This is a genomic window from Streptomyces cinnamoneus, assembly GCF_002939475.1.
GTDB classification, from domain to species: domain Bacteria; phylum Actinomycetota; class Actinomycetes; order Streptomycetales; family Streptomycetaceae; genus Streptomyces; species Streptomyces cinnamoneus_A.
On sequence record NZ_PKFQ01000001.1, the window covers coordinates 1,659,195 to 1,685,336 of the forward strand.

27 protein-coding genes and 1 riboswitch are annotated in these 26,142 nt (G+C 75.0%); of the genes, 16 read left to right on the forward strand and 11 right to left on the reverse strand.

The features are described from left to right. The first annotated feature begins 20 nt into the window (after positions 1 to 20). From CYQ11_RS06785 to CYQ11_RS06800, 4 genes are read left to right on the forward strand one after another with little or no spacing between them, the layout of a single operon-like run. Positions 21 to 1,019, forward strand: coding sequence for a DEDDh family exonuclease (locus CYQ11_RS06785; protein ID WP_099201970.1), 999 nt, complete (start codon positions 21 to 23; stop codon positions 1,017 to 1,019). Positions 1,020 to 1,074: 55 nt separating this feature from the next. Next, complete coding sequence (locus CYQ11_RS06790) at positions 1,075 to 1,899, forward strand: SURF1 family cytochrome oxidase biogenesis protein (protein ID WP_099201969.1); 825 nt, start codon at positions 1,075 to 1,077, stop codon at positions 1,897 to 1,899. 29 nt (positions 1,900 to 1,928) lie between these two features. Then, positions 1,929 to 3,713: a glycoside hydrolase family 15 protein gene (locus CYQ11_RS06795; RefSeq protein ID WP_099201968.1), complete on the forward strand. Its 1,785-nt coding sequence runs from the start codon at positions 1,929 to 1,931 to the stop codon at positions 3,711 to 3,713. Between the two features lie 4 nt (positions 3,714 to 3,717). Then, on the forward strand, positions 3,718 to 4,473 hold the full coding sequence (locus tag CYQ11_RS06800; protein ID WP_099201967.1) for an SDR family oxidoreductase: 756 nt from the start codon (positions 3,718 to 3,720) through the stop codon (positions 4,471 to 4,473). 16 nt (positions 4,474 to 4,489) lie between these two features. On the opposite strand, the gene amaP is transcribed toward CYQ11_RS06800, so the two are convergent. From amaP to CYQ11_RS06825, 5 genes are read right to left on the reverse strand one after another with little or no spacing between them, the layout of a single operon-like run. Further along, complete coding sequence (amaP, locus tag CYQ11_RS06805; RefSeq protein WP_099201966.1) at positions 4,490 to 5,086, reverse strand: alkaline shock response membrane anchor protein AmaP; 597 nt, start codon at positions 5,084 to 5,086, stop codon at positions 4,490 to 4,492. A gap of 7 nt (positions 5,087 to 5,093) precedes the next feature. After that, on the reverse strand, positions 5,094 to 5,711 hold the full coding sequence (locus CYQ11_RS06810) for a DUF6286 domain-containing protein (RefSeq protein WP_099201965.1): 618 nt from the start codon (positions 5,709 to 5,711) through the stop codon (positions 5,094 to 5,096). Further along, entirely contained in the window at positions 5,708 to 6,061 is a 354-nt protein-coding gene (locus CYQ11_RS06815) for an Asp23/Gls24 family envelope stress response protein (RefSeq protein WP_240003644.1), read from the reverse strand. Before CYQ11_RS06815 ends, CYQ11_RS06810 begins: the two co-directional genes overlap by 4 nt. A 4-nt stretch (positions 6,062 to 6,065) precedes the next feature. Continuing rightward, positions 6,066 to 6,257, reverse strand: coding sequence for a hypothetical protein (locus CYQ11_RS06820; RefSeq protein WP_099201963.1), 192 nt, complete (start codon positions 6,255 to 6,257; stop codon positions 6,066 to 6,068). 10 nt (positions 6,258 to 6,267) lie between these two features. After that, positions 6,268 to 6,687, reverse strand: coding sequence for an Asp23/Gls24 family envelope stress response protein (locus CYQ11_RS06825; protein ID WP_099201962.1), 420 nt, complete (start codon positions 6,685 to 6,687; stop codon positions 6,268 to 6,270). Between the two features lie 118 nt (positions 6,688 to 6,805). Here CYQ11_RS06825 and CYQ11_RS06830 point away from each other — a divergent pair, with 118 nt between their 5' ends. Then, entirely contained in the window at positions 6,806 to 7,432 is a 627-nt protein-coding gene (locus tag CYQ11_RS06830) for a hypothetical protein (RefSeq protein WP_099201961.1), read from the forward strand. A gap of 35 nt (positions 7,433 to 7,467) precedes the next feature. Here the strand turns inward: CYQ11_RS06830 and CYQ11_RS06835 are convergent, their stop codons facing one another. The 3 genes from CYQ11_RS06835 to abc-f form a co-directional block, all read right to left on the reverse strand. Then, positions 7,468 to 8,259 carry an enoyl-CoA hydratase/isomerase family protein gene (locus CYQ11_RS06835; protein ID WP_099201960.1) on the reverse strand — a complete coding sequence of 264 codons (792 nt, stop codon included), beginning with the start codon at positions 8,257 to 8,259 and terminating at the stop codon, positions 7,468 to 7,470. Positions 8,260 to 8,374: 115 nt separating this feature from the next. Next, the gene (locus tag CYQ11_RS06840; RefSeq protein WP_181143599.1) at positions 8,375 to 8,596 is read right to left on the reverse strand and encodes a helix-turn-helix domain-containing protein; all 222 of its coding nucleotides are present in this window, start codon (positions 8,594 to 8,596) and stop codon (positions 8,375 to 8,377) included. A 357-nt stretch (positions 8,597 to 8,953) separates the two neighbouring features. Then, the gene (abc-f, locus tag CYQ11_RS06845; protein ID WP_099201959.1) at positions 8,954 to 10,552 is read right to left on the reverse strand and encodes a ribosomal protection-like ABC-F family protein; all 1,599 of its coding nucleotides are present in this window, start codon (positions 10,550 to 10,552) and stop codon (positions 8,954 to 8,956) included. A gap of 235 nt (positions 10,553 to 10,787) precedes the next feature. Here abc-f and ypfJ point away from each other — a divergent pair, with 235 nt between their 5' ends. Both ypfJ and CYQ11_RS06855 read left to right on the forward strand, forming a co-directional pair. After that, entirely contained in the window at positions 10,788 to 11,684 is an 897-nt protein-coding gene (gene ypfJ, locus CYQ11_RS06850) for a KPN_02809 family neutral zinc metallopeptidase (protein ID WP_099201958.1), read from the forward strand. 5 nt (positions 11,685 to 11,689) lie between these two features. Beyond that, entirely contained in the window at positions 11,690 to 12,112 is a 423-nt protein-coding gene (locus tag CYQ11_RS06855) for a VOC family protein (protein ID WP_099201957.1), read from the forward strand. 129 nt (positions 12,113 to 12,241) lie between these two features. Here CYQ11_RS06855 and CYQ11_RS06860 read toward each other — a convergent pair whose 3' ends face one another. The 3 genes from CYQ11_RS06860 to CYQ11_RS06870 all read right to left on the reverse strand — a co-directional run bounded on the left by CYQ11_RS06860 (position 12,242) and on the right by CYQ11_RS06870 (position 15,709). Then, positions 12,242 to 13,657 carry a hypothetical protein gene (locus CYQ11_RS06860; protein WP_099201956.1) on the reverse strand — a complete coding sequence of 472 codons (1,416 nt, stop codon included), beginning with the start codon at positions 13,655 to 13,657 and terminating at the stop codon, positions 12,242 to 12,244. Positions 13,658 to 13,790: 133 nt separating this feature from the next. Further along, a complete protein-coding gene (locus tag CYQ11_RS06865; protein WP_099201955.1) occupies positions 13,791 to 14,915 on the reverse strand; it encodes an alpha/beta hydrolase in 1,125 nt (374 codons plus the stop codon). A gap of 77 nt (positions 14,916 to 14,992) precedes the next feature. Beyond that, positions 14,993 to 15,709, reverse strand: a complete 717-nt coding sequence (locus tag CYQ11_RS06870; RefSeq protein ID WP_099201954.1) for a class II aldolase/adducin family protein — start codon at positions 15,707 to 15,709, stop codon at positions 14,993 to 14,995. 111 nt (positions 15,710 to 15,820) lie between these two features. Here CYQ11_RS06870 and CYQ11_RS06875 point away from each other — a divergent pair, with 111 nt between their 5' ends. The 9 genes from CYQ11_RS06875 to cobC all read left to right on the forward strand — a co-directional run bounded on the left by CYQ11_RS06875 (position 15,821) and on the right by cobC (position 25,997). Beyond that, complete coding sequence (locus tag CYQ11_RS06875) at positions 15,821 to 17,074, forward strand: inorganic phosphate transporter (protein ID WP_099201953.1); 1,254 nt, start codon at positions 15,821 to 15,823, stop codon at positions 17,072 to 17,074. A gap of 25 nt (positions 17,075 to 17,099) precedes the next feature. Further along, positions 17,100 to 17,342 carry a hypothetical protein gene (locus CYQ11_RS06880; RefSeq protein ID WP_099201952.1) on the forward strand — a complete coding sequence of 81 codons (243 nt, stop codon included), beginning with the start codon at positions 17,100 to 17,102 and terminating at the stop codon, positions 17,340 to 17,342. 209 nt (positions 17,343 to 17,551) lie between these two features. Continuing rightward, a riboswitch (cobalamin riboswitch) is annotated at positions 17,552 to 17,671 on the forward strand. A 57-nt stretch (positions 17,672 to 17,728) separates the two neighbouring features. Further along, positions 17,729 to 18,700, forward strand: coding sequence for a cobalamin biosynthesis protein (locus CYQ11_RS06885; RefSeq protein ID WP_099201951.1), 972 nt, complete (start codon positions 17,729 to 17,731; stop codon positions 18,698 to 18,700). Next, the gene (locus CYQ11_RS06890; RefSeq protein ID WP_099201950.1) at positions 18,697 to 20,214 is read left to right on the forward strand and encodes a cobyric acid synthase; all 1,518 of its coding nucleotides are present in this window, start codon (positions 18,697 to 18,699) and stop codon (positions 20,212 to 20,214) included. Before CYQ11_RS06885 ends, CYQ11_RS06890 begins: the two co-directional genes overlap by 4 nt. Positions 20,215 to 20,389: 175 nt before the next feature. Next, complete coding sequence (locus tag CYQ11_RS06895) at positions 20,390 to 22,498, forward strand: putative cobaltochelatase (protein ID WP_099201949.1); 2,109 nt, start codon at positions 20,390 to 20,392, stop codon at positions 22,496 to 22,498. Continuing rightward, positions 22,498 to 23,097: a cob(I)yrinic acid a,c-diamide adenosyltransferase gene (gene cobO / locus CYQ11_RS06900; protein ID WP_099201948.1), complete on the forward strand. Its 600-nt coding sequence runs from the start codon at positions 22,498 to 22,500 to the stop codon at positions 23,095 to 23,097. Before CYQ11_RS06895 ends, cobO begins: the two co-directional genes overlap by 1 nt. Continuing rightward, positions 23,094 to 24,536: a cobyrinic acid a,c-diamide synthase CobB gene (locus CYQ11_RS06905; protein ID WP_099202015.1), complete on the forward strand. Its 1,443-nt coding sequence runs from the start codon at positions 23,094 to 23,096 to the stop codon at positions 24,534 to 24,536. Before cobO ends, CYQ11_RS06905 begins: the two co-directional genes overlap by 4 nt. Then, complete coding sequence (locus tag CYQ11_RS06910) at positions 24,533 to 24,910, forward strand: cobalamin biosynthesis protein (protein WP_240003643.1); 378 nt, start codon at positions 24,533 to 24,535, stop codon at positions 24,908 to 24,910. Before CYQ11_RS06905 ends, CYQ11_RS06910 begins: the two co-directional genes overlap by 4 nt. 34 nt (positions 24,911 to 24,944) lie before the next feature. Continuing rightward, positions 24,945 to 25,997, forward strand: coding sequence for an Rv2231c family histidinol phosphate aminotransferase CobC (gene cobC / locus CYQ11_RS06915; protein WP_099201947.1), 1,053 nt, complete (start codon positions 24,945 to 24,947; stop codon positions 25,995 to 25,997). Positions 25,998 to 26,142: the final 145 nt, after the last annotated feature.

Here is a 26,142-nt window from a genome sequence, read left to right on the forward strand (position 1 = left end):
GGCCCGTAAGCTCTTGGACCATGCTCGAAGACCGCACCGCCGCCGCATCGCCCAGCCCGTGGCCGGCCGCGTATCCCGAGGGGTACGCGGTCGTCGACGTGGAGACCACCGGGCTCGCCCGGGACGACCGGATAGTGTCGGCCGCGGTCTATCAACTGGACGCCCGCGGCCGGGTGGAGGACCAGTGGTACACGCTGGTCAATCCCGAGCGGGATCCGGGCCCGGTGTGGATCCACGGGCTCACCACCGACGTCCTCTCGGGCGCGCCGCTGTTCCCGGAGATCGCCGAGGAGTTCGCCCGGCGGCTTCAGGGGCGGGTGCTCGTGGCGCACAACGCCGCCTTCGACTGGTCCATGATCGCCCGGGAGTACGCGCGCGCGAAGGCCGCCGCCCCGGTGCGGCAGCGGCTGTGCACGATCGCGCTCTCCAAGGAGCTGGGGCTGCCGCTGCCCAACCACAAGCTGGAGTCGCTGGCCGCGCACTACGGCGTCGTCCAGCAGCGGGCCCACCACGCGCTGGACGACGCCCGGGTGCTCGCCGAGGCGTTCCGGCCGAGCCTGCAGCTGGCGGCGGAGGCGGGGCTGCGGCTGCCGCTGCTGGCGTGCCAGCCGCTGACCGAGTGGTCCGACGGACCGTCGGCGGCCACCCGGTCGGCGAAGATCGGCTATCAGCCGTCCTACCGGTCCGGCACCTGGCGGCCGAGCCGCAAGCGGCCGGCGTGCCCGTATCCCAACCCGGGGCGCTATAAATCGGGCGAACAGCTCATTCAGGGCATGCGGGTGGCGTTCTCCGGTGACACCTCGGTCGACCGGGAGCTGCTGGAGGACCGGGCCGTCGAGGCCGGTCTCCACGTGGCCACCAGCGTCTCCCGCCTCACCAGCCTGCTGGTGACCAACGATCCCGACTCCCCCACCTCCAAGGTCGTCAAGGCCCGTTCCTTCGCCACTCCCGTGGTGGACGAGGCGGCGTTCATACAGCTGCTGTCGCACGTGACCCCGGCGGGGGGCGGCCGCGCCTGACGTCCGCGCCGACCCACTGGCCGGGGGGCGAACCCCACCAGGTACCGTCAAATGCGTGTACCGCTTCCTGCTGACCCGGCAGTGGGTGATCCTCACTCTCGTGGGGCTCGCCCTGATTCCGGTGATGATCAAACTGGGCTTCTGGCAGCTCCACCGCCACGAGCAGAGGGTCGCGCGCAACAACCAGATCGGCGAGAGCCTCGCCCACGCCCCCGTCCCCATCACCGGGCTCACGGGCCCGGGGCGCGAGGTGGCGCACGAGAGCGTCTGGCGCCGGGTCACGGCCACCGGTACGTACGACACCAAGGGCGAGGTCGTCGCCCGCTACCGCACCGACGAGTCGGGCAAGTCCGGCTACATGGTGATCACCCCCCTGGTCCTGGACGACGGCACCGCCGTGCTCGTCAACCGGGGCTGGATCCCGGCCGACGCCGGCCAGCGGGAGTTCCCCTCCGTGCCCGCGCCGCCCGGCGGCAAGGTCACCGTCACGGGCCGGCTGCGCGCCGACGAGACCGCCGGCAGCGGCATCAGGGACACCAAGGGCCTGCCCGCCCGGATGATCATGATCATCAACAGTGAGCGGCAGGCGGAGGTGCTGCACCGCCCCGTGCTCGGCGGCTACGTCGAGCTCGTCTCCCCCACCGGCGACGGACAGCCCCAGCCCGTGCCCAGCCCCGACCACAGCAGCATCGGCAACCACATGGCCTACGCCGTGCAGTGGTGGCTCTTCTCCGCCTTCGTCCCCGTCGGCTGGGTCATCCTCGTCCGCAGGGAGCGCCGCGACCGCGCCGCCGAGGCGGCGGCCGCGACCGCCGGGACCACCACCGAGCCGGCGGAACCCGCCGCCGGAGTGGCCGCGAGCTCCACCTCACCGGAGTAGCCCCCACCCGATCAGGGAAGTCGCTTCGCGTGGCAGCTCTCATCGAGGACTACGCGCTCATCGGCGATCTCCAGACGGCGGCGCTCGTCGGCCGTGACGGCTCGGTCGACTGGCTCTGCCTGCCCCGCTTCGACTCCGCGGCCTGCTTCGCGGCCCTGCTCGGCGACGAGGACAACGGCCATTGGCGGCTCGCCCCCGACGGCGCCGGCGCCTGCACCCGGCGCGCCTACCTGAAGGACTCCCTCGCCCTGGAGTCCGTGTGGGAGACCGCCCGGGGCACCGTCAAGGTCACCGACTTCATGCCGCAGCGCGACCGCGCCCCCGACCTCGTGCGCATCGTCGAGGGCGTCAGCGGACAGGTGGACATGCGCAGCGTGCTGCGACTGCGCTTCGACTACGGCGACATCGTCCCGTGGATACGGCGCACCGACGGCCACCGGGTGGCCGTCGCCGGGCCGGACTCGGCGTGGCTGCGCAGCGAACCGCCCGTGCCCACCTACGGCCGTGACTACAGCACCTACTCCGAGTTCACCGTCGGGGCCGGCGAGAAGGTCGCCTTCGTGCTCACCTGGCACCCCTCCCACGAGCCCCGGCCCCGGCTCGTCGATCCCCACGAGGCGCTGGAGCACTGCCTGGCGGACTGGCGCGCGTGGGCGGACCGCTGTCAGTACGAGGGGCCCCACCGCGACGCGGTCGTCCGCTCGCTGATCACGCTCAAGGCCCTCACCTACGCCCCCACCGGCGGCATCGTCGCCGCCCCCACCACCTCGCTGCCCGAGGAGATCGGCGGCGTCCGCAACTGGGACTACCGCTACTGCTGGCTGCGCGACTCCACCCTCACCCTCAAGGCCCTGCTCTCGCTCGGATACGAGGAGGAGGCCACCGCCTGGCGTGACTGGCTGCTGCGCGCGGTGGCCGGCAAGCCCTCCGACCTCCAGATCATGTACGGGCTGGGGGGCGAGCGCCGGCTGCCCGAGCGGGAGCTGCCCTGGCTGGCGGGCTACGAGCGCTCCCAGCCGGTGCGGGTGGGCAACGGCGCGGTCGGGCAGCTCCAGCTCGACGTCTACGGCGAGGTCATCGACTCCCTGCACGTCGCCCGCCGGGGCGGCCTGCTCGCCAAGCCGCACGCGTGGAACATCCAGCGGCACTTCCTGGAGTTCCTCCAGCGGCACTGGCGCGAGCCCGACGAGGGCCTGTGGGAGATCCGCGGCCCCCGCCGTCACTTCGTGCACTCCAAGGTGATGGCCTGGGTCGCCGCCGACCGCGCCGTGCGCGCCCTGGAGGCGGACCCCGGGCTGGGCGGCGACGTCGACGCCTGGCGCACGATGCGCGACGAGGTCCACCGCGAGGTCTGCGCACGGGGCTACGACGCCGAGCGCGGCACCTTCACGCAGTACTACGGCTCGCGCGAACTCGACGCGGCCGCCCTGCTCATCCCCCGCGTCGGCTTCCTGCCGCCCGACGACCCCCGCGTCGTCGGCACGGTGGACGCGGTCCGCCGGGAGCTGACGTGCGAGGGGTTCGTCCGCCGCTACAGCCTGGAGGGCAGGCGGGTCGACGGGCTGCCCGGCGACGAGGGCACCTTCCTGGTGTGCTCGTTCTGGCTGGCCGACGCGCTGTATCTGACGGGGCGCACGAAGGAGGCCCGGAAGCTGTTCGAGCAGTTGCTCACCCTGCGCAACGACGTGGGCCTGCTCGCGGAGGAGTACGCCCCCGGCGCCGGCCGGCTGCTGGGCAACTTCCCCCAGGCGTTCAGCCACATCGGCCTCGTGGGAACGGCCCTTCTCCTGTCGGGTGGTGACACGGCAGACTGAGGGCATGGATCTTGGACTCAAGGACCGGGTGTACGTCCTGACCGGCGCGAGCCGCGGCCTGGGCTTCGCCACCGCACGCGAACTCACCGCCGACGGCGCCAGAGTGGTCGTCTCCGGGCGGGACGAGAAGACCGCCCGGGCGGCCGCGGCGGAGCTGGGCGGGAACGCCGTCGGCGTGGCCGCCGACAACGCCGACCCCGGGGCCGCCGGCCGGCTCCTCGCCACCGCCCGGGAGCGCTTCGGCCGCCTCGACGGCGTGCTCGTCAGCGTCGGCGGACCGCCGCCGGGGTCGGCCGCCGACAACGACGACGACCAGTGGCGGGCGGCGTTCGAGGCCGTCTTCCTCGGCGCGGTCCGGATGGCCCGGACGGCCGCGGCGGAGCTGGGCGAGGGCGGGGTCATCGCCTTCGTCCTGTCCTCGTCGGTGTACGAGCCGGTGCCGGGGCTGACGATCTCCAACGGGCTGCGGCCGGGCCTGGCCGGCTTCGCCAAGTCGCTGTCCCGCGAGCTGGCACCGCGCGGCATCCGGGTGGTCGGACTGCTGCCGGGGCGCGTCGAGACGGACCGGCTGCGGGAACTGGACGCGCTGTCGGGCGACTCCGAGGCGGCCCGGGCCCGCCACTCGGCGGCCATTCCGCTGGGCCGCTACGGCGCGCCCGAGGAGTTCGGCAAGGTCGCGGCGTTCATGATGTCGCCCGCCGCCTCGTACGTCACGGGCGTGATGCTGCCCGTGGACGGCGGCGCCCGGCACGGCTTCTGACGTCCCCTTCCGCCGGTCACCCCACGCGTTCGGCGCCGTGCCGCACCGCGCGGAGGTGGACCTCCGCCGGGAGGCGGGCGAGCCCGGCCGACGTACGGGCCTGTTGCAGCACCTCGGCCAGCAGCCGGTGCAGGGCCGCGGCGGGGGCGGCGTGCGGGGCGAGCGTCAGGACGATCCGGGCCTCGGGGGCGGTACGGCGGCCGCCGAGGGTGACGGCGGCGTGGTCGACCCCGTCCAGCGCCCCCGCCTCGGCGGCCAGCACGTCCTCCAGCGCCCTGCCCCGCACCACGACCACGTCGCCGTCGCCGCTGTCGACGACCAGGTGCCGCAGCCGGCGCCGGCGGGCCTGGACGAGCAGCCACGCCAGGGCCAGCAGCGTCACCGCCGCGAGGGCGGCGATGACCACGGGCCACCACCACCCGCGCCCCCGCCACCTGCGCTGTTCGGCGAGGGTGAGCAGCACGTCGTGCGCCCCGTCGAACGGCCAGGCGGACGGCAGGGCGAGGCCCCAGCGCCGCTGGAGGCCGAACGACCCGATCAGGACGGCCGCGCCGAGGGCCACGAGCAGCACCCCGGCCAGGGCGACCAGCACCCGGTTGACGTTCCTCAGCACGACCCGCTCACCTCTTCGCCGGCCGGTGGACGTGCACGGACAAGGACGGCTCCCGGGCCAGTCCCAGCTCCCGGACGCCCGCCGCCAGGACGGCGCCGACGTCCGTCCGCACCTCGTCCAGGTCCCGGAAGTGCGACCGGGCTCGCGCCCGGACCCGACGGCGTGTGACGTCGACCCGCACGGACTGCACGCCCGGCACCTCCATGGCCCGGTCCCGCAGGACCAGGGCGGCAGCCCTGCGGTCGAGCCCGGCCCGGACGTCCGGGGTGTCGCGGCGCATGGGCAGCACCCGGCGCCGGCCGGGCGTGAGGGCCAGCACGATCAGCCAGAGGCCCAGCACAACGGCCAGGGCCGCGCCCGTGGTCACCCAGGGATCGTCGAGGGGGCGGGTGGCCAGCTCGTGCGCGAGCCGGCGGCGCCACGCCATGGCCGGGTGGTGGGCGCGCACGGCGACCACGTCGTAGAGGAGGACGCCCGCACCGGCCAGCAGGAGGGCCGCCAGGAACGCGGCCGGGACCCGGCGCGCGGACCAGAAGCGGTGCGCGTGCGCGTGCCCGTGCGCCGGCGCGGGCCCGCCCTCGGTCTCCTCGGGCGCGGGCTTCTCCAGGGGCACGGGAGCGCTCATCGCACCCGCTCCCGGTCCGCGCGGCCGGTGTGCGGTGAATGCAGCCGCTCCACCGTGATCACCACCTCCGGCACGTCCATGCCCGCCAGCCCCCGCACCCGCTCGGCGACGCGGCTGCGCACGGCGCGGCAGCGGGCGCCGATGTCACCCGGGTATCCCAGCTCCACCGCGACCCGGATCCGTGCCGCGCCCTCGTGGACGACCACGGAGGCCAGCGGGGGCTCGTGGTGCTCCTCCGCCGTGTCGCTCAGCGCCTCCCCTGCGGCCCGGGAGGCGATCTTCGCGACGACGCGGTCGGCGATGCGGGTCGCTCCGCGCTCGGCGGGCTCCACCGCGCGTCCTCCCCCCACGCCGCTACCTCCTCCGCCCGTCGTGGTCGCGGGGGCGGAAGAAGTCGCCCGGCTCCAGGTCCCCGTCGAGGAACCGCCCCGCCACGAAACCGACGGCGCCGAGCGCCGCCACCAGCAAGAAGGCCCCGAATCCGCCGAAGTACCCGGCGAACCCCAGCACCATGCCGGCCGCCAGGCCGACCACGGCCATGCTCATCGCGCGCTCCCTACTGGAGCCTCGGCTCCGGCTCTTCCTCTTCCTCGTCCGGCAGCTTGACGTCGCTCACGGCGATGTTGACCTCGACGACCTCAAGGCCCGTCATACGTTCCACCGCCAGGATGACGTTCTCCCGCACGGAGTGGGCCACATCGGTGATCGCCACGCCGTAGTCCACGACGATCTCCAGGTCGAGTGCGGTCTGCACCTCGCCGACCTCGGCCTTCACGCCGCGCGTGACGGACCTGCCGCCGCCGGGCACCCGGTCCCGCACCGCGCCGAAGGTGCGGGCGAGCCCGCTGCCCAGGGCGTGGACGCCCACCACGTCGCGGGCCGCGAGACCCGCGATCTTCTCGACGACGCCGTCGGCGATCGTCGTCCGGCCCCGCTCGGCCGGGGGCTGACTGGTCTGGCTCACCGTCTCGGTCATCTGTGATCGCCTCTCCTCCAGTCCTTTTGCCACCATAAGCCGGATACCCGCGCGGCGCCCGACTGATGACGGGCAAGTCCGGGTGGAGCCCGCCCTCCGGGTGGGGCAGGCTGGGAGTGTGGTGGCGGACCCTTGGGCAGAGGCGGTACGGCAGCAGCTGAGGCTGGGCCGGGTGCTGCCGCTGGGCGGCGCGGACGAGGACCTGTGGATCTCGGAGGCCGCGGTGGCGGCGGCGCTGCGGCACGCGGCGGCCGCGGCGGGACTGGGGCTGCGCGTCGACGCGGTGCGGGTCGCCCCGGCCCGGAGCGACGAGCCGCGCGGGCCGTCGCGGGTGGAGGTCGACTTCGCGGCGCCGGGCGACCTGCCGTTCCCCCGGACGGCGGATCGGCTCAGGGACGCGCTGGCGGCGGCGACGGAGGACCGGCTGGGGCTCGCGGTCGCGGTGATGGACCTGCGCGTGACGGCGCTGCTGGACGCGCCGGCGCCGGACGAGGCCCCGCCGCACGCGCCGGATCCCGCGCCCGCCCCGGCGGACGGGGCGGGACGGGCGGCGCTCTCGGTGCCCGGGGCGGCGCGCCTGGCCCCGGCCCTGATCGACCCGCGCCGTGACGACTGGCAGCAGATCGCGGTCGCGCCCGGATACCGGGCGCTGGACGTGGCGCGGGCGGTACGGGCCGCGGTGCCGACGGCGGTGCTGGTCACGGCGGTGGACCAACCCCCCGTCCACCCCGGCCCGCCGCGCTGAGCCGCGGCCCCGCCGCCCGCCGCCGGCGCTCGCCCCTACTCCCCCAGCCCCGCGAGGTCGCGCAGCCGGCGCCCCTGCGCCGCGCGCTCCGCGACGCGCTGCTCGTCGTACGTACGGCCGGCCGCGCCCCGCAGCAACGCCTTCGTCTCGACGACCGCGTCCCGGGGCGCCGCCAGCAGAGCCGCCGTCAGGTCGTCGGTGGCGGCGGACAGTTCGGCGAGCGGGACGACGAGGTTGGCGAGCCCCGTCCGCTCGGCCTCGTCCGCTCCGACGAAGCGTCCCGTGGCGCAGATCTCCAGGGCGCGGGCGTAGCCCACGAGGGAGACCAGCGGCTGCGTGCCGCCGAGGTCCGGCACCAGCCCGAGGCTGGTCTCCTTCATGGCGAACTGCGCGTCGTCCGCGCACACGCGCAGGTCACAGGCGAGCGCCAGCTGGAAGCCCGCGCCGATGGCATGCCCCTGCACGGCGGCTATGGAGACGACGTCGTTGCGGCGCCACCAGGTGAACGCCTCCTGGTACGTGGCGATTTCCGCGTCCAGCGCCTCGTCCGACCCGCGCGCGAGGTCCAGGAACGAGGGCTCCCCGTCGAAGCCCTCGGGCGTGAACGCCTGACGGTCGAGCCCCGCGGAGAACGACTTGCCCTCGCCGCGGAGCACCACCACCCGGACCGTGCCCGGCAGCAGCCGGCCCGCCTCGGTCAGGGCCCGCCACAGGGCGGGCGACTGAGCGTTGCGCTTGGCGGGATTGGTCAGCGTGACGGTGGCAACCGCGTCGGCGACGGTGAGCTGTACGCCGTCCTGGTCGAGCAGGGTTTCGCGGGCAGTCATGGGGGCCTCCGGAATGGCCGCAGTCGCAATAGGTTGACTGCACAGTAACCACCCGGCCGACGGATCGGCCGACCGGGTGGGACTGCCCACACTGCTTGTTTCCGGGTGCGCGGCGTCAGGCCGAGGCGGCCTTCTTGCCGCGCGTCGCTCCGCCGCGACCTCGCAGGATCACGCCGGATTCACTGAGCATCCGGTGCACGAAGCCATAGGAGCGACCGGTCTCTTCGGCCAGCGCCCTGATACTCGCACCGGAGTCGTACTTCCTCTTCAGGTCTGCCGCGAGCTTTTCGCGCGCGGCGCCGGTCACCCGGCTGCCCTTCTTCAGAGTCTCGGCCACCCGTGCCTCCTCATGGGAGATGCGCCTCTTGACTCTCATGATCACCCCTTGGCCGCCTCCTGGCCACCCATTCGGCAAGGTCCATCCGAGGAGATTTCCTCGTTTTCGGCCGGGGACAGGCCCTGGAGCAGGCGATTCCGGACGATCTCGCTCGTACGGCCGTACGGGTGGCGGGGTGAAGCGCCAGGTCAGGCGGGGCCCCGTCGAGCACGGCGCGAACGGCGCCCCGCACCTCGCACAGCGCGCGCGCCGGAGCACCCGGCCGCATGACGGTACGAGCCGCCCTCACTCAGATGATGGATCACGCGTCGGCCGAATGATCGGGACCGTACTGATCAAGCCGGCGGCCGGCCCCGCTCAGGCGAGGGCGACCAGGTCGGCGTAGTCCGGACCCCACAGGTCCTCGACGCCGTCGGGCAGCAGGATGATGCGCTCGGGCTCGAGGGCCTCGACGGCGCCCTCGTCGTGGGTGACCAGGACGACGGCGCCCTTGTAGGTGCGCAGGGCGCCCAGGATCTCCTCGCGGCTGGCGGGGTCGAGGTTGTTGGTGGGCTCGTCGAGCAGCAGCACGTTGGCGGAGGAGACGACCAGGGTGGCCAGCGCCAGCCGGGTCTTCTCACCGCCGGAGAGCACGCCCGCCGGCTTGTCCACGTCGTCGCCGGAGAAGAGGAACGAGCCGAGCGTCTTGCGGACCTCGACCAGGTCCAGGTCGGGGGCGGAGGAGCGCATGTTCTCCAGCACCGTGCGGTCCGGGTCGAGCGTCTCGTGCTCCTGGGCGTAGTAGCCGAGCTTGAGGCCGTGACCGGGGGTGACCTGGCCGGTGTCGGGCTTCTCGGTGCCGGCGAGCAGGCGCAGCAGGGTGGTCTTGCCGGCACCGTTGAGGCCGAGGATGACGACGCGGGAGCCCTTGTCGATCGCCAGGTCGACGTCGGTGAAGATCTCCAGCGAGCCGTAGGACTTGGACAGGCCGTCGGCCATGAGCGGGGTCTTGCCGCAGGGGGCGGGCTCGGGGAAGCGCAGCTTGGCGACCTTGTCGGAGACCCGCTCGGCCTCCAGGCCCGACAGCAGCTTCTCGGCCCGCCGCGCCATGTTCTGCGCGGCGACGGTCTTGGTGGCCTTGGCGCGCATCTTGTCGGCCTGCGAGTTGAGGGCGGCGGCCTTCTTCTCGGCGTTCTGCCGCTCGCGCTTGCGGCGCTTCTCGTCGGCCTCGCGCTGCTGCTGGTACAGCTTCCAGCCCATGTTGTAGACGTCGATGACCGAGCGGTTGGCGTCGAGGTAGAAGACCTTGTTGACGACGGTCTCGACGAGGTCGACGTCGTGGGAGATCACGACGAAGCCGCCGCGGTAGGTCTTGAGGTAGTCCCGCAGCCAGGCGATGGAGTCGGCGTCGAGGTGGTTGGTGGGCTCGTCGAGCAGCAGCGTGTCGGCGTCGGAGAAGAGGATGCGGGCCAGCTCCACGCGGCGGCGCTGACCGCCGGAGAGGGTGTGCAGCGGCTGGGTGAGGATGCGGTCGGGCAGGCCGAGGCTGGCGGCGATGGTCGCGGCCTCCGCCTCGGCGGCGTAGCCGCCCTTGGTGAGGAACTCCGTCTCCAGGCGCTCGTACTTCTTCATGGCCTTCTCGCGGGTGGCGCCCTTGCCGTTCGCCATCCGGTCCTCGTTCTCACGCATCTTGCGCAGCACGGCGTCGAGGCCGCGGGCGGACAGGACGCGGTCGCGGGCCAGGACGTCGAGGTCGCCGGTGCGCGGGTCCTGCGGGAGGTAGCCGACCTCGCCGGAGCGGGCGATGGTGCCCGCGGCGGGGATGCCCTCGCCGGCGAGGCACTTGGTGAGGGTGGTCTTGCCCGCGCCGTTGCGGCCCACGAGGCCGATGCGGTCGCCCTTGGCGATGCGGAAGCTGGCCGACTCGATGAGGACGCGTGCGCCGGCGCGCAGCTCGATGCCGGAGGCGGTGATCACGGGTTTTCTACTCCTGAGCAGGACGGGACGGCGGAAAGGGACGGACTGGGTCGTTTCGACGCCGTCTAATGCACGAGGAGGGAGGCCATGCGAACCAGTCTAACGGCGGCGCGCAAACCGGTTTCCGGGGCCGCCGACGGGCGTACATGGGCCTCAGTGCGCCGAAAAGGGCGCACAGGGGGTGATTCGCGGATACTCAGGGTGGACAAGCCCCTGGGTGGAGAGGCGGTGGCTGATGCAGTTCGACGACGACGCGGACCTGGACACCTCCCAGGTGCAGGACGAGCGCGGCGGCGGGATCCCCGGGGGCGGGCTCACCATCGGCGGCGGGCTGGTCGGGCTGCTGGCCCTGCTGGCCGGCCTGTTCTTCGGCATCGGCCCGCGGGAGCTGGGGCTCAGCTCCGGCGAGCCCGGGTCCGGCCCTGCGGCCACGACGGACGCCCAGGTCTCCCGGACCTGCCGCACCGGCAAGGACGCCAACACCCGTCAGGACTGCCGGACCGTCGCGGTCGTCAACAGCGCCCAGTCGTTCTGGAGCCAGGAGCTCCCCCGCCGGGGCGGCACCTACACCCCCGCCCCGACGGTCTTCTTCACCGGCCAGGTCCGTACCGGCTGCGGGGCCGCGACCTCGGCGGTCGGCCCGTTCTACTGCCCGGCCGACCGGAAGGTCTACCTCGACCTGGGGTTCTTCGACGAGCTCAAGACGAAGTTCGGGGCGAGCGGCGGACCGTTCGCCCAGGCCTACGTCGTCGCCCACGAGTACGGGCACCACGTCCAGGACCTCACGGGTGTCCTCGGCCGCGCCCAGGACCGGCGGACGGGCGCGGGCAGCAACGCGGTCAGGGTCGAGCTCCAGGCCGACTGCTACGCCGGGGTCTGGGCCCGGCACGCGACCACGACGCCCGAGCGGTCCACCGGCCGGCCGCTCGTCGAGCGGCTGACGCCGGCCGACGTCGACGACGGCCTGAACGCCGCCGCGGCGGTCGGCGACGACCGCATCCAGGAGCGGTTCCAGGGCCGGGTCACCCCCGAGAGCTGGACCCACGGCTCGGCCGCGCAGCGCCGGCAGTGGTTCACGACCGGGTACTCCACGGGGGACGTGGCCCGCTGCGACACCTTCCACCAGGAGTGAGCGTCATGGCACAGATCAGCACGGCCGCGCCGGCCGTCTGCCCGGCCCTGCTGTACCGGGACGCCCGGGCGGCGATCCGGCAGCTCACGGAGGCCTTCGGCTTCACCCGGACCGCGCTGTACGAGAGCGAGGACGGCACGGTGCTGCACGCCGAGCTGATGTGGGGCAACGGGATCGTGATGATCGGCTCCAGGGGCCGGGGCGGCGTCTTCGACGAGGCCGTGAAGGACGCCGGGCCCTCGGGGGTCTACGTGGCCGTCGAGGACCCCGACGCGCACCACCGGCGGGCCGTGGCGCACGGGGCGGAGGTCCTGGCGCCGCCGGCCGACCAGGAGTACGGGTCCCGGGACTACACGGCCCGGGACCTGGAGGGCAACCTCTGGACGTTCGGCACGTACGCCCCCAAGGGGCCGGAGACGACCGGCTAGGGCCCAGGGCGTGCCCGCGCGGTAGCCGTGCGCCCGTAGGGCGTAACCCCGGGCCTCCCGTGCCGGGGCACCTCTCAGCGGTGGCCGCGGGAGTCCCGGGCCGGGCGGAACTGTGCGGACACCCCCTAGCTAGGCCCCGCCCCGGTGCACCTGGAACGCCGCCCTGCGCACGGCCTTGGCCAGCGCGGGGTCGGGGTGGGCCGCGGCCAGCGCGACCAGCACCTGCACCGTGCGGGGATGGCCCACGGCGCGCACCTCCTCCAGGAGCCCGGGCACCGTTCCCTGGACGGCCGAGTCGAGGTGGCGCACCAGCAGCCGGCTCTCGCCGTGGTCCGCGACGGCGGCGGCCGTGTCGACCCACAGCCAGGTGGCCTCCTCGCGGGTCAGCACCTCCGCGGCGTCCTCGGGGTCGTGCCCCTCGTGCTCGGCGAGCCACAGCAGGGCGTAGGGCCGCAGGGCGGGCTCGTCGGCCGCCGCCCGGACGGCGGGCTCGGCGGGGGTGCCGACCGCGCGCAGGGCCTCGAAGGCCAGCCCGCGGACCATGGCGTCGTCGCCCCGGGCGGCCTCCAGCAGCTCCCCGACGGCGCTGCGCACGGGCCGGGCGGCGAGCCAGGCCCGGTACTCGGCGCGGGCGGGGCCGGGGGTGAGGTCGGCGCAGCCGCGCAGCATGGCCTCGGCGGACAGCTCGATGTGGCCGGCCGGGCTCTGCGCGGCGACGCAGATCTGTTCGAGCTTGACCCACACCGCCCAGTTGCCGAGCGGGGTCAGGACCGCTTCGGCGCCGGGGCCGGTGCCGCCGCGCATGACCAGCGCCCCGACCGACGCGAGCGCCTCAAGCGCCCAGTCCAGCAGCTCCGGCAGGGTGTCGCCGGCGGTGGGGACGGGCGGCGGCGCGGGGGCGGCCGGCACGTTGCCGTAGGGGACCTCGCAGCGCTCGGCGCGGATCTCGGCGACGCGCTGGCGGAGCAGGTCGAGCAGCATCGCCACGGACACGGGACCGGCCGACAGGTGCATGACGGACAGCAGCTGGGGGGCGGCCTCGACGACCTCGGCGGCGATCGTGGCGTCGGTGCCGGCGGGCTCGGGGTGGGCGAGCGACCAGGCGTCGAAGAGCGCCACCCAGCCGCGCAGCACGGCGCTGTCGTCGCGGTCCCACGCCGTCAGGCGCCAGCCGGGCCGGGCGGTGCCGCCGTGGAGTTCGAGGAGCCCGGCGAGGCGGGCCCGGTCCCAGTCCGAGCGCACCTGGCCACCCGTCAGCCCGAGGGCGGCGGCGGCCCGTTCGGCCGTGCCCTCGCAGAGCCCGCCGGCGGCGCCCGGCCGCAGCGTGGCGCCGCGGCCGCACTCCTCGGCCGCCCAACGGGCCAGGCGGACCGCTCCGGCCAGTCCGGTTCTGGCCTGCCGGGCGAGTTCCGGCCGGGCCGGGGTGCCCGCGGGCGGGCGGGGCGCCGGGCGGGAGCCGCGGTTCGCCACGGCCGTGCGGGCGGCCGTGATCGGCTGTCGGGGGACGAGTCTGAGCCGGGAGTCGCGCGGAGTACGGGACGTCACAGGAGCAGTCTTGCCGTTCACGCTCCGAAAACCCAATCGGAATCAACTATCCGGCCGTCCACGACCAGTGACGGGAGGCTACGGGGCGGCCGCGCGCGACCCCGTGTGCACCGCGCGCCGGGTTTGCGGAACGTCACATGAGGGGGACGAGGAAGCGCCGCAGGGACTCCTCGTACCCCTGGGGGTCGACGTTCCAGGACGCCGCGTGGCCCGCGCCGCGCACCGTGCGCAGGGTGATCAGTTCCGGTCGCGCCGCGGCCAGTTCGCGGGAGCGGGACGGCGCCGCGAGGGCGTCGTCCGTGCCGTGCACGACGAGGGCGGGTACGGACAGCCGCCCGGGGTCGGCGGCCGCGAGCAGTGCGTCGGGGGCGAGGCCGGTCCTGCCCTCGGCTGCCCGCACGGCAAGCGGAATGAGCGGTGCCGGGACGCGGTGGGCGGCGAGGGCGCCCAGGGCGGCGGGCCAGTCCAGGAGCGGCGAGTCCAGGACGACGCCGGCGACGCGGTCGCTCTCGGGTGAGTCGAGGGCGGTCAGCAGGGCCATGGTGGCGCCGGTGGACCAGCCGTGCAGGACGACCCGGCGGGCGCCGTGGGCGACGGCGTAGCGGACGGCCGCGTCGAGATCCCGCCATTCCCTGGCGCCGAAGTGGCTGATTCCGTGCGCCGTCCGGGGTGCGCCGGCATCGCCGCGGTAGGCCGGGACGAGCACCGGGAGCCGCAGTCCGTGCAGGAACGGCATGAGGACCATGGAGTGCTCGCGGGTGGTCCCCATGCCGTGGGCGCTGATCACCCAGGTGTCGCGGGCGCCGGGCAGGAACCAGGCGGGCAGCCAGCCCAGTTCGCCGGGCACGTCGACGTCGGTGTGGTCCAGGCCGAGGGCGTCGCGGGGGGTGCCGGCGTGCACCTGCGGGGTGAGCCACACGTGGTCGCCCGGTGCCACGGTGCCGTGGTGCACCCGTTCCAGGCGCCGGACGACGCAGTGGTGGGGGTGGGACACGTCGGGCACGACCGGCCCGACGACGGCGCGCAGCCCGCGCCCGGCCAGCCCGTAGGTGCCCGGGCGCAGCGTGGCGGGGGTGCGGGTGAGGGTGACCGTGCCGGCGTCCGCGTCGTGCACCGCGATCCTGGGCTCGCCCGGCGGCGGGTGGCCGGGGGCGGGTTTGAGGGCGGCGTCGCCGGCGTACCGTCCGGCCGCCACCGCGACCGCGCCGGCACCGATCAGGGTGGCGGCCGCCGTGGCCGTCGCTCCGCGCAGTCCCATCCCCTCCAGTCTGGGCCCCGGGCGGGGGCGGCGTCCACCGGGCGGCGGACGGGTGCCGCCCGGGGCGGGGGCGGGGGTCAGCGCTGTCCGTAGCCGCGGTACTTCTCGGTCACCTCGGCGAGCCGCTGGGGGGTGAGGAGGGTTGGGGTGCGGCCGGGGACGGCGGACGCGGCGAGCCAGACCCGGCACATCCACTCCAGCTGGGCGGTGCGGTCGTAGGCCTGGTCCAGGGTGGTGCCGTAGGTGAGGGTGCCGTGGTTGCGCAGCAGGCAGCCGGTGCGGCCGTCGAGGGCCGCCAGCATGTGCGCGGCCAGCTCCTCGGAGCCGTAGAGGGCGTAGGGGGCGACGCGGACCGGCCCGCCCAGGGCGGCGGCCATGTAGTGGATCAGCGGCACCTCGTCGACCAGGGTGGACACGGCCGTGGCGTGGACGGCGTGGGTGTGCACGATCGCGGCGGCGTCGGTGGAGCGGTAGACGGCGAGGTGCATGGGCAGCTCGCTGGTGGGCACCAGCTCGCCGAGGACCTGGCGGCCGTCGAGGTCGACGCCGACCGCGTCGCCGGGCCCGAGGCGGTCGTAGGGCACGCCGCTGGGCGTGACGAGCACCACATCCCCCACCCGGGCGGAGACGTTGCCCGAGGTGCCGACGACGAGTCCTTCGGCAGTCGTGCGGCGGGCGCTGGCGACCAGCTCGGCCCAGGCGCCGCCCAGGTCGGCGGGGATGCCGGGGGGTATGGGCCCGCCCGCCCCGGTGCGGCCGCGCGCGGTCCTCGCGTCCTCTTCTGGAACCCTCATCGGCTTGCCCCTCCGGTCGGTGTCCGCCGCACCCCGACCCCGTTCACCTTCCGTTCACCCAGGGTCCCTACGGTCGCCGCGTACTGACCATCGAACTGATTGCCTGGGTGAATGGAAAACATCACGCTTCTCATCGGGATCGTGATCGTCACGGCCTTGGTGTTCGACTTTACGAACGGCTTCCACGACACGGCCAACGCCATGGCCACCACCATCTCCACCGGGGCGCTCAAGCCCAAGGCCGCGGTGGCGATGTCGGCGGTTCTCAACCTCGTCGGCGCGTTCCTCTCGGTGGAGGTCGCCAAGACGATCTCCGGCGGCATCATCGACGAGAGTGCCGGCATCCGACCAGAGGTGATCTTCGCCGGGCTCGTCGGCGCCATCGTCTGGAACCTGGTGACGTGGCTGGTGGGCCTGCCCTCCAGTTCCTCCCACGCCCTCTTCGGTGGTCTGATCGGCGCGACGATCGTCTCCGTCGGCTTCGACGCGGTCAACGCCGACAAGATCGTGATGAAGGTCCTCATCCCGGCCGTCGCCGCGCCCCTCGTGGCCGGCCTCGCCGCGACGGCCGCCACGCGCCTGACGTACCGCCTGACCAAGGGGCGGGACGAGCAGGAGACCGCCAAGGGCTACCGCGCCGGCCAGATCGCCTCGGCCGCCCTGGTCTCCCTCGCCCACGGCACCAACGACGCCCAGAAGACCATGGGCGTGATCACCCTCGCGCTGGTCGCCGGCGGCGTCGTGGCCCCGCACTCCGACCCGCCCCTGTGGGTCATCGTCTCCGCGGGCCTGGCCATCGCGCTCGGCACGTACCTGGGCGGCTGGCGCATCATCCAGACGCTCGGCAAGGGCCTCACCGACATCAGGCCGGCCCAGGGCTTCGCCGCCCAGACCGGTGCCGCCACGGTGATCCTCGCCTCCTCGCACATCGGCTTCGCGCTCTCCACCACCCAGGTCTGCTCCGGCTCGATCATGGGCGCCGGCCTCGGCCGCAAGGGCGGCGTGGTGCGCTGGTCGACCGCCGGCCGCATGGTCGCCGCCTGGGTCCTGACCCTGCCCGCCGCGGGCCTGGTCGCCGGTGGCGCGGCCCTCCTCGCCGACCAGGGCGACTGGGGCGTGGCCGCGGTCGCCGTCCTCGGCCTGGCCGTGTCCGGCGCGATCTGGGCGGCCTCCCGCCGCAAGCCGGTCTCCCACGACACGGTCAACGACCTCAACGTGCCGCAGGGCCTGCCCGCCGAGCCGGCCGGTGTCGTCACCGCCGCCCTCCAGGCCGTCGCCCCGCCGCCGGCCGGCCCCCTGTCCGCCGTCCCGGCCGCCCCCGCGGCCCAGACCGCAGCTCCCGCCGCCGCGACGGCGACGAGCTGAGGAACCGGAAACCAAGGAACCCCGCATGCACATCAACTGGGAAGCCCTCGGCCAGGTCTTCGGCGTCAGCCTCGTGGTCACCGTCGGTCTCGTGGGCGTCTTCACCCTCGGCATCATCGGTACGTCCCCCCGCAAGCCCCAGGAGCAGCCGGACGGCACCGTCGCCGCGGTCGCCGGCCCGGCCGCGCTCGTGCGCACCGGCGCGTACGCCTGCTACGCCCTGTGCGCGGCCGCCGTGGGCTACGGCATCTACCTCATCGTCGCCTGACGCGGGGACAGCCCCGCGCGTGAAGCGCCGGTCCGGCAGCCGCCGGGCCGGCGCTTCGTCGTTTCCGCGCGCCCCGTGGCCGGAGCCCGGTCACGGGGCGGTGGACCCACCGGCCCCACTGCCCCACGGCCGCCTCATCGCAGGTCAGGGTGAGTTGACGCCCGTTCCCGGGCCGTGGTGGACTTCCGGAGCCAAAACGGCGACAGCAGAGGAAGCCGGTGCGAGTCCGGCGCGGTCCCGCCACTGTCACCGGGGAGCGCACCCCCAAGCGATGGCCACGGCGTGAGCCGGAAGGCCGGGGGCGGCGTGGATCCGGGAGCCAGGAGACTCTGGTCGCCGTCACGTCGAGCCAGGGCGCGGACCCTGAGTGAGGACACAAGCCGGCCATGCCCTTCTGCGGTTTCGCCTGCGGCACCGCCCTCGGCTATCTCGCCGACCTCGTCTTCGGCGACCCCCGCCGCGGCCACCCGGTGGCCGCCTTCGGGCGCGCCGCGCACGCCGTCGAACAGCGCCTGTGGCGCGACCACCGCGGCCACGGCGCCCTGCACACCCTCGTCTGCGCGGGCGGCGCCGTGGCCGGCGCCGGACTGCTGGCCCGCGCCGTACGCGGCCGCCGCGCCCCCGGCGTCGCCCTGACCGCCGCCGCCACCTGGGCCGTGCTGGGCGGGACGTCGCTGGGCCGGGAGGCGCGGGCCATCGGCGGTGCGCTCGCCGCGGGCGACATCGAGGTCGCCCGGGAGCGGCTGCCGCACCTGTGCGGGCGCGACCCGCAGGCCCTGGACGGGCAGCAGATCGCCCGGGCCGTCGTGGAGTCCGTCGCCGAGAACACCTCCGACGCCGTCGTGGGCGCCCTGTTCTGGGGCGCGCTGGGCGGGGTGCCGGGGCTGGCGGGCTTCCGGGCGGTGAACACGCTGGACGCGATGGTGGGTCACAAGTCGCCCCGCCACCGCCGCTTCGGCTGGGCGTCCGCCCGGCTCGACGACGTCGTGGGCTGGCCCGGTGCCCGGCTCACCGCCGCCCTCACCGTGCTCGCGGGCCCCGACCCGCGCGGTGCCTGGCGGGTGGCCCGCCGTGACGCCTCCCGCCACCCCAGTCCCAACGCCGGCCCGGTCGAGGCCGCCTTCGCCGGCGCCCTGGGCGTGCGGCTCGGCGGCACGCTCGCCTACGCCGGGCGCGTCGAGCACCGGCCCGTGCTGGGCGCGGAGCTGCGTCCGGTCCGGGTGGCCGACATCGAGCGCGCGGTGCGGCTCTCGCGCCGGGTGTCGCTGCTGGCCGTGGGCACCGCCATCGGCGGCCGTGCGCTGGGCAGCCTTGTGAAGAGCGCCGCGGCGTCGGCCGCGAGGAGGAGGAACCGGTGACAGCTCCAAGGGGCGGGGGCCTGCTGGTGGCGGGGACCACCTCGGACGCGGGCAAGAGCGTGGTGACCGCCGGCATCTGCCGCTGGCTGGTCCGCAGGGGCGTCAAGGTCGCGCCGTTCAAGGCGCAGAACATGTCGCTCAACTCGTACGTGACGCGCGAGGGCGCGGAGATAGGGCGTGCCCAGGCGATGCAGGCCGCCGCCGCGCGCGTCGAGCCGAGCGCGCTGATGAACCCGGTGCTGCTCAAACCCGGCGGGGACCGGAGCAGCCAGGTCGTGCTGATGGGCAAGCCGGTGGGCGAGCTCAGCGCGCGCGGCTACCACGCGGGGCGCCAGGAGCAGCTGTTCGGGACGGTGACCGCGTGCCTTGAGGAGCTGCGGCGGACGCACGACGCGGTGATCTGCGAGGGCGCGGGCAGCCCGGCCGAGATCAACCTGCGGCGGAGCGACATCGTCAACATGGGCGTCGCCCGCGCGGGCCGGCTGCCCGTCGTCGTGGTCGGCGACATCGACCGGGGTGGCGTCTTCGCGTCCTTCTTCGGCACGACGGCCCTGCTCTCGCCCGAGGACCAGAAGCTGATAGCGGGCTACGTCGTCAACAAGTTCCGCGGCGACGTGACGCTGCTGGAGCCGGGGCTGGAGATGCTGCGCGGCCTGACCGGGCGGCCCACGCTGGGCGTGCTGCCGTTCGCCCACGGGCTCGGCATCGACGAGGAGGACGGCCTGCGGGTGTCGCTGCGCGGGGCGGTCCGCGAGTCGGTGGTCGCCCCGCCGTACGGCACCGACGTGCTGCGGGTCGCGGTGTGCGCCGTTCCGCTGATGTCGAACTTCACGGACGTGGACGCGCTGGCCGCGGAGCCGGGCGTGGTGGTGCGGTTCGTGGACCGGGCCGAGGAACTGGCCGACGCGGACCTGGTGGTGGTGCCGGGGACGCGCGGCACCGTGAAGGCCCTGGCGTGGCTGCGCGAGCGCGGCCTGGCGGACGCGCTGAAGCGGCGCGCCGCGGAGGGCCGCCCGGTGCTGGGCGTGTGCGGCGGCTTCCAGGTGCTGGGCGAGCGCATCGACGACGAGGTGGAGTCCCGGGCGGGCACGGTCGAGGGGCTGGGCCTGCTGCCGGTGCGGGTGCGGTTCGCGGTGGAGAAGACCCTGGCCCGGCCGGCCGGCAAGGCGCTGGGCGAGCACGTCGAGGGGTACGAGATCCACCACGGCGTCGCCGAGGTCCTGGACGGGGAACCGTTCTTGGACGGCTGCCGGGTGGGTGCGGTGTGGGGGACGCACTGGCACGGCTCGCTGGAGAGCGACGGCTTCCGGCGGGCGTTCCTGCGCGAGGTCGCACGGGCGGCGGGCCGGGCGTTCGTGCCGGCGCCCGACACGTCCTTCGCCGCGCTGCGCGAGGAACAGCTGGACCGGCTGGGCGATCTGATCGAGGAGCACGCGGACACGGACGCGCTGCTGCGGCTGATCGGGGACGGGGTCCCGGCGGGGCTGCCGTTCATCCCGCCGGGGGCGCCGTGATGAGCGGCCCACCATCCCCACGGAAGCGGGGAGCGGACAACACGCGGACCGTCGTCGCCTCGGCGGTGCCGGGGGTGCATCCCCACAGATGGGCGGCCGAGATCACCAGCATGCCGCGCCTTCCACTCGGTGCACACGCCATCGGACGAATGCCACTCGAAGGAGCGATCAGCTCATGAGCACCCCCTATCCCTTCACGGCGATCGTCGGCATGGACGATCTACGACTGGCCCTGCTGCTGACCTCGGTCTCCCCCGCGGTGGGCGGCGTGCTCGTACGCGGCGAGAAGGGCACGGCGAAGTCCACTGCCGTGCGCGGTGTCGCGACGCTGATGCCGTCTGTCGCCGTCGTCGACGGCTGCCGGTTCTCCTGTGACCCGGTGGCACCGGACCCGACGTGCCCTGACGGGCCGCACACGGCGGACGCGGCGGGCAGCGCACGCCCCACACGCATGGTGGAACTGCCGGTAGGGGCCTCCGAGGACCGGCTCGTCGGCGCCCTCGACATCGAGCGGGCCCTCTCAGAAGGCGTCAAGGCCTTCGAGCCGGGCCTGCTGGCAGCCGCACACCGCGGCGTGCTCTACGTCGACGAGGTCAACCTCCTCCACGACCACTTGATCGACCTGCTGTTGGACGCCGCCGCGATGGGCGCCTCGTACGTCGAGCGCGAAGGCGTCTCCGTCCGGCACGCCTCCCGCTTCCTCCTCGTCGGCACCATGAACCCCGAAGAGGGCGAGCTGCGACCGCAGTTGCTCGACCGTTTCGGGCTGACCGTCGAGGTCGCGGCCTCCCGCGACACCGACGAGCGCGTCGAGGTCGTGCGCCGCCGCCTCGCCTACGACGAGGACCCGGCCGCCTTCGCCGCCAAGTGGGCGGCGGAGGAGGACGCGCTGCGCGAGCGCATCGCCGCCGCGCGGGCGCTGCTGCCGGCCGTACGGCTCGGGGACGGCGCGCTGCGCCGGATCGCCGCGGTGTGCGCCGGTTTCGAGGTGGACGGCATGCGGGCCGACATCGTGACCGCTCGGACGGCGACGGCGCTGGCCGCGTGGGCGGGGCGTACGGACGTCACGACCGAGGACGTGCGGCAGGCGGCGCTGCTGGCGCTGCCGCACCGGCGCCGCCGCAATCCCTTCGACGCCCCCGGTCTGGACGAGGACAAGCTCGACGAGATCCTCAGGCGGTTCGAGGACGAGGAGCCGGACCCCGAGCCGGACCCCGAGCCCGGGGGCCCGGAGGACGGCGGCCCCGGCGACGAGGATCCGGATGGCGGCGGTCCGGACGGCGGCGGCCGACCGCCGCAGGACGGCCCCCGCCCCGACGGCGCGGGCGGCCCCGACGTGCCGCAGCAGCGGCAGGACTCCCCCGCAGCCGACCCCGCCCCGCGGCAGAACTCCTCCGACGGCGTGCCCGGAAGCGAGGGCGAGGCCCCCGAGGCACCCGCCGTCGCGGCCGCGGAGCCCTTCCGGACGCGCCGGTTCGATGTACCCGGACTCGGTGAGGGCGCCGACGGCCGCCGCTCCCGGGCCCGTACCGCGCACGGGCGCACGACGGGGGCGCGCCGGCCTCGCGGCGGTGCGCTCGCCAAGCTGCACCTCGCCGCGACCGTGCAGGCCGCCGCCCCGCACCAGCGGGCGCGTGGCCGCTCGGGCCCGGGGCTGCTCGTCCGCCGGGACGATCTGCGGGAGGCGGTGCGCGAGGGGCGCGAGGGCAATCTCGTGCTGTTCGTCGTGGACGCCTCGGGCTCGATGGCGGCCCGCAAGCGGATGAGCGCCGTCAAGGGCGCGGTGCTGTCGCTGCTGATGGACGCCTACCAGCGCCGCGACAAGATCGGCATGGTCACGTTCCGGGGCTCGGGCGCGGAGGTGGCGCTGCCGCCGACGTCCTCGGTGGAGGCGGGCGCGGCGCGGCTGGAGAAGCTGCCGACCGGCGGCCGCACCCCGCTGGCCGAGGGCCTGCTGCGGGCGCACGAGGTGCTGCGGGTGGAGCGGATGCGTGATCCGTCCCGGCGTCCCCTGCTGGTCGTGGTGACGGACGGCCGGGCGACGGGCGGCCCGGAGCCGCTGGCGCGGGCCGCGCGCGCGGCCCGGCTGCTGGCCGGCGAGGGCACGGCGTCGGTCGTCGTGGACTGCGAGGCCGGGCCGGTGCGGCTGGGCCTGGCGGCTGAGCTGGGCCGCGAGCTGGGCGGGCCGGTCGTGACGCTCGACGAGCTGCGCGCGGACAGCGTGGCCACGCTGGTGCGCGGCGTGCGTACCGTACGGAACACCGACAACAGGAGGGTCGCGTAATGCCCAAGGGACAGCCGGCCGTCGTCCCCGACGACGGTCTCACCACGCGCCAGCGGCGCAACCGGCCGCTGGTCTTCGTCCACACCGGCGTCGGCAAGGGCAAGTCGACGGCGGCCTTCGGGCTGGCGCTGCGGGCGTGGAACCAGGGCTGGCCGATCGGGGTGTTCCAGTTCGTGAAGTCGGCGAAGTGGAAGGTCGGCGAGGAGAACGCGCTGCGGGTGCTGGGCGCCTCCGGCGAGGGCGGGACGGTCGACTGGCACAAGATGGGCGAGGGCTGGTCGTGGATCCAGCGCGACAGTGAGCTGTCCAACGAGGAGAAGGCCCGTGAGGGCTGGGAGCAGGTCAAGCGCGACCTGGCGGCCGAGACGTACAAGCTCTACGTGCTCGACGAGTTCGCGTACCCGATGCACTGGGGCTGGATCGACACCGACGAGGTGATCGAGGTGCTGCGGGACCGCCCCGGCACCCAGCACGTGGTGATCACCGGCCGCAACGCCCCGGAGAAGCTGGTGGAGTTCGCCGACCTGGTGACGGACATGTCGAAGGTCAAGCACCCGATGGACACCGGTCAGAAGGGCCAGCGGGGCATCGAGTGGTGAGTACGCGCCTCCCCCGTCTCGTCATCGCCGCGCCGGCGTCCGGCAGCGGCAAGACCACCGTGGCCACGGGCCTGATGCGGGCCTTCGCGGACGCGGGCCTCGCGGTGTCGCCGCACAAGGTGGGCCCGGACTACATCGATCCGGGCTACCACGCGCTGGCGACCGGGCGGCCGGGCCGCAACCTGGACTCCTTCCTGTGCGGCCCGGAACGGATCGCCCCGTTGTTCCTGCACGGGGCGGCGGGCTGCGACCTGGCGATCGTCGAGGGCGTCATGGGCCTGTACGACGGGGCGGCCGGGCAGGGCGAGCTGGCGTCGACGGCGCACGTGGCGAAGCTGCTGCGGGCGCCGGTCGTGCTGGTCGTCGACGCGTCGTCGCAGTCGCGGTCGGTGGCGGCGCTGGTGCACGGCTTCGCCTCCTGGGACCCGGAGGTGCGGGTCGCGGGGGTCATCCTCAACAAGGTCGGCTCCGACCGCCACGAGGCGCTGCTGCGGGAGGCGCTGGACGAGTCGGGGGTGACGGTGCTGGGCGCGGTGCGGCGGGCGGAGCCCGTGCACACGCCGTCCCGGCACCTGGGCCTGGTGCCCGTCGCCGAGCGGCGGGCCGAGGCGGTCGACGCGGTGGCGGAGTTCGCGGCCCGCGTGCGGGAAGGCTGCGACCTGGAGAGGCTCCTGGCCCTGGCCCGTTCGGCACCGCCGGTGACCGGAGAGGCGTGGAGCGCCCGCGGCGAGCCTCTCCCCCACCCTGTCCCCTCCCCGAACCGGGGCTCCGCCCCGGACCCCGCTTCTCAGACGCCGGAGAGGCCGGACGAGGGGGCGGACCCGAACAGGGGTCGCCCCGTGATCGCCGTGGCCGGCGGCCCGGCGTTCACCTTCTCGTACGCCGAGCACGCCGAGCTGCTGCGGGCCGCCGGCGCGGAGGTCGTCACGTTCGACCCCCTGCGCGACGAGGCCCTGCCGGAACGCACGGCCGGCCTCGTCATCGGCGGCGGCTTTCCCGAGGTGTACGCCCCGGAGCTCTCCGCCAACGAGCCGCTCCGCAAGGCCGTGGCGGAACTCGCCTTCGCCGGCACGCCGGTCGCCGCCGAGTGCGCGGGCCTGCTCTACCTCTCCCGCGCCCTCGACGGGAAGCCGATGTGCGGCGTCCTGCCGGCGGACGCCCGCATGTCGGAGCGGCTGACGCTCGGTTACCGCGAGGCGGTGGCGATCGCGGACAATCCGCTCGCCGCCGCGGGCACCCGCGTCCGCGGGCACGAGTTCCACCGCACGGTCGTCGAGCCGGCCGCCGGGGCCGTCCCGGCCTGGGGGATCACGCGTCCGGCGCGCCGTGTGGAGGGCTTCGCGCAGGGCGGCGTGCACGCCTCGTACCTCCATGTCCACTGGGCGGGGGCCCCCGGCACGGCGGAGCGGTTCGTGGCCGCGGCGGCGGACGCGCGGTGAACGCCGTGCTCTACGTCGGCGTCGGCGCGTGCCGCGACGTGGCCGCCGCCGAGGTGCTCGCGCTCGTCGAGCACGCCCTGGCGGAGGCCGGCGGCGGCGCGGTCGCCGCCCTGGCCACCGTCGACGTCCGTGCCGACGAGCCCGGCATGCTGGCGGCGGCCGCGCGGCTCGGCGTGCCCCTCACCGCCTACGCCCCCGGCGTCCTCGCCGCGCAACCGGTTCCGCACCCCTCGGAGGCGGCCCGCAGGGCCCTGGGCACGCCGGGCGTCGCCGAGGCGGCCGCGCTGCTGGCGGCGGGACCGGGGGCGGTGCTCGCCGTGCCGAAGCGGAAGTCCGCGCACGTCACCGCCGCGGTGGCGTGCCGCCCCGCGTGAACGGCCCGGCCGCGCCCTCAGTACCGTCTATCGCATGCACGAATCGACCGAGCCCGACCTGCGGCACCACGGAGACGCCGAAGTACGCGGCATGGGCACGGAATTGACGGACCTCGCCGTCAACGTGCGCTCCGGCACGCCCCCCGAGTGGCTGCGGGAGCGCATAGCCGGCTCGCTGGACTCGCTCGCCGCCTACCCGGACGGCCGGGCGGCACGGCGGGCCGTCGCCGAGCGGCACGGGCTGCCGGAGGAGCGGGTGCTGCTGACATCGGGGGCGGCGGAGGCGTTCGTCCTGATCGCGCGGGCGCTGCCGGCCCGCCGGGCCGTGGTCGTGCACCCCCAGTTCACCGAGCCGGAGGCGGCGCTGCGCGACGCCGGGCACGCGGTGGAACGGGTGCTGCTGGACGCGGAGGACGGTTTCCGGTTCGATCCGCGCGCGGTGCCCGGGGACGCGGACCTGGTGGTCGTGGGCAACCCGACCAATCCGACGTCCGTCCTGCACCCCGCCACCACCCTGGCCCGGCTCGCCCGCCCCGGCCGGACGCTGGTGGTGGACGAGGCGTTCATGGACGCGGTGCCGGGCGAGCGGGAGTCGCTGGCCGCCCGCACGGACCTGCCGGGGCTGGTCGTGCTGCGCAGCCTCACCAAGACCTGGGGGCTGGCGGGACTGCGCGTCGGCTACGTCCTGGCCTCGCCCGGCACGGTGGCCCGGCTGGAGCGGGCCCAGCCGCTGTGGCCGGTGTCCTCGCCGGCCCTGGTGGCGGCGGAGGCGTGCAGCGCTCCCCCGGCGCTCGCCGAGGCGGAGCGGGCGGCGCACGAGACGGCCGCCGACCGCTCCCACCTCCAGGCGCGGCTCGCGGAGTTCCCCCAGGTGACGGTGTGCGGGCCGGCGGCCGGGCCGTTCCTCCTGGTGCGGCTGCCGGGGGCGGCAGCCGTACGGTCCCGGCTGCGCGGCCTCGGCTTCGCGGTGCGCCGGGGCGACACTTTCCCGGGCCTGGGCCCGGACTACCTGCGCCTGGCGGTGCGGGACCGCGCCACGACGGACCGCTTCGCCGACGCCTTGGCCAAGGCCCTCACGGAGGACTGAGCGGGCCGGCCGCGGCTCAGGCGACGGCGCGGGCCCGCCCCCACGGGCGCCTCACCCGGACCGGCCGCCGGTCCGCCCCGGCCGGGCGCCCTCATGAGCCGGGCAGGCCGGGCCCCGTACACCACCGCCGGCCGGTGGCCCCGAC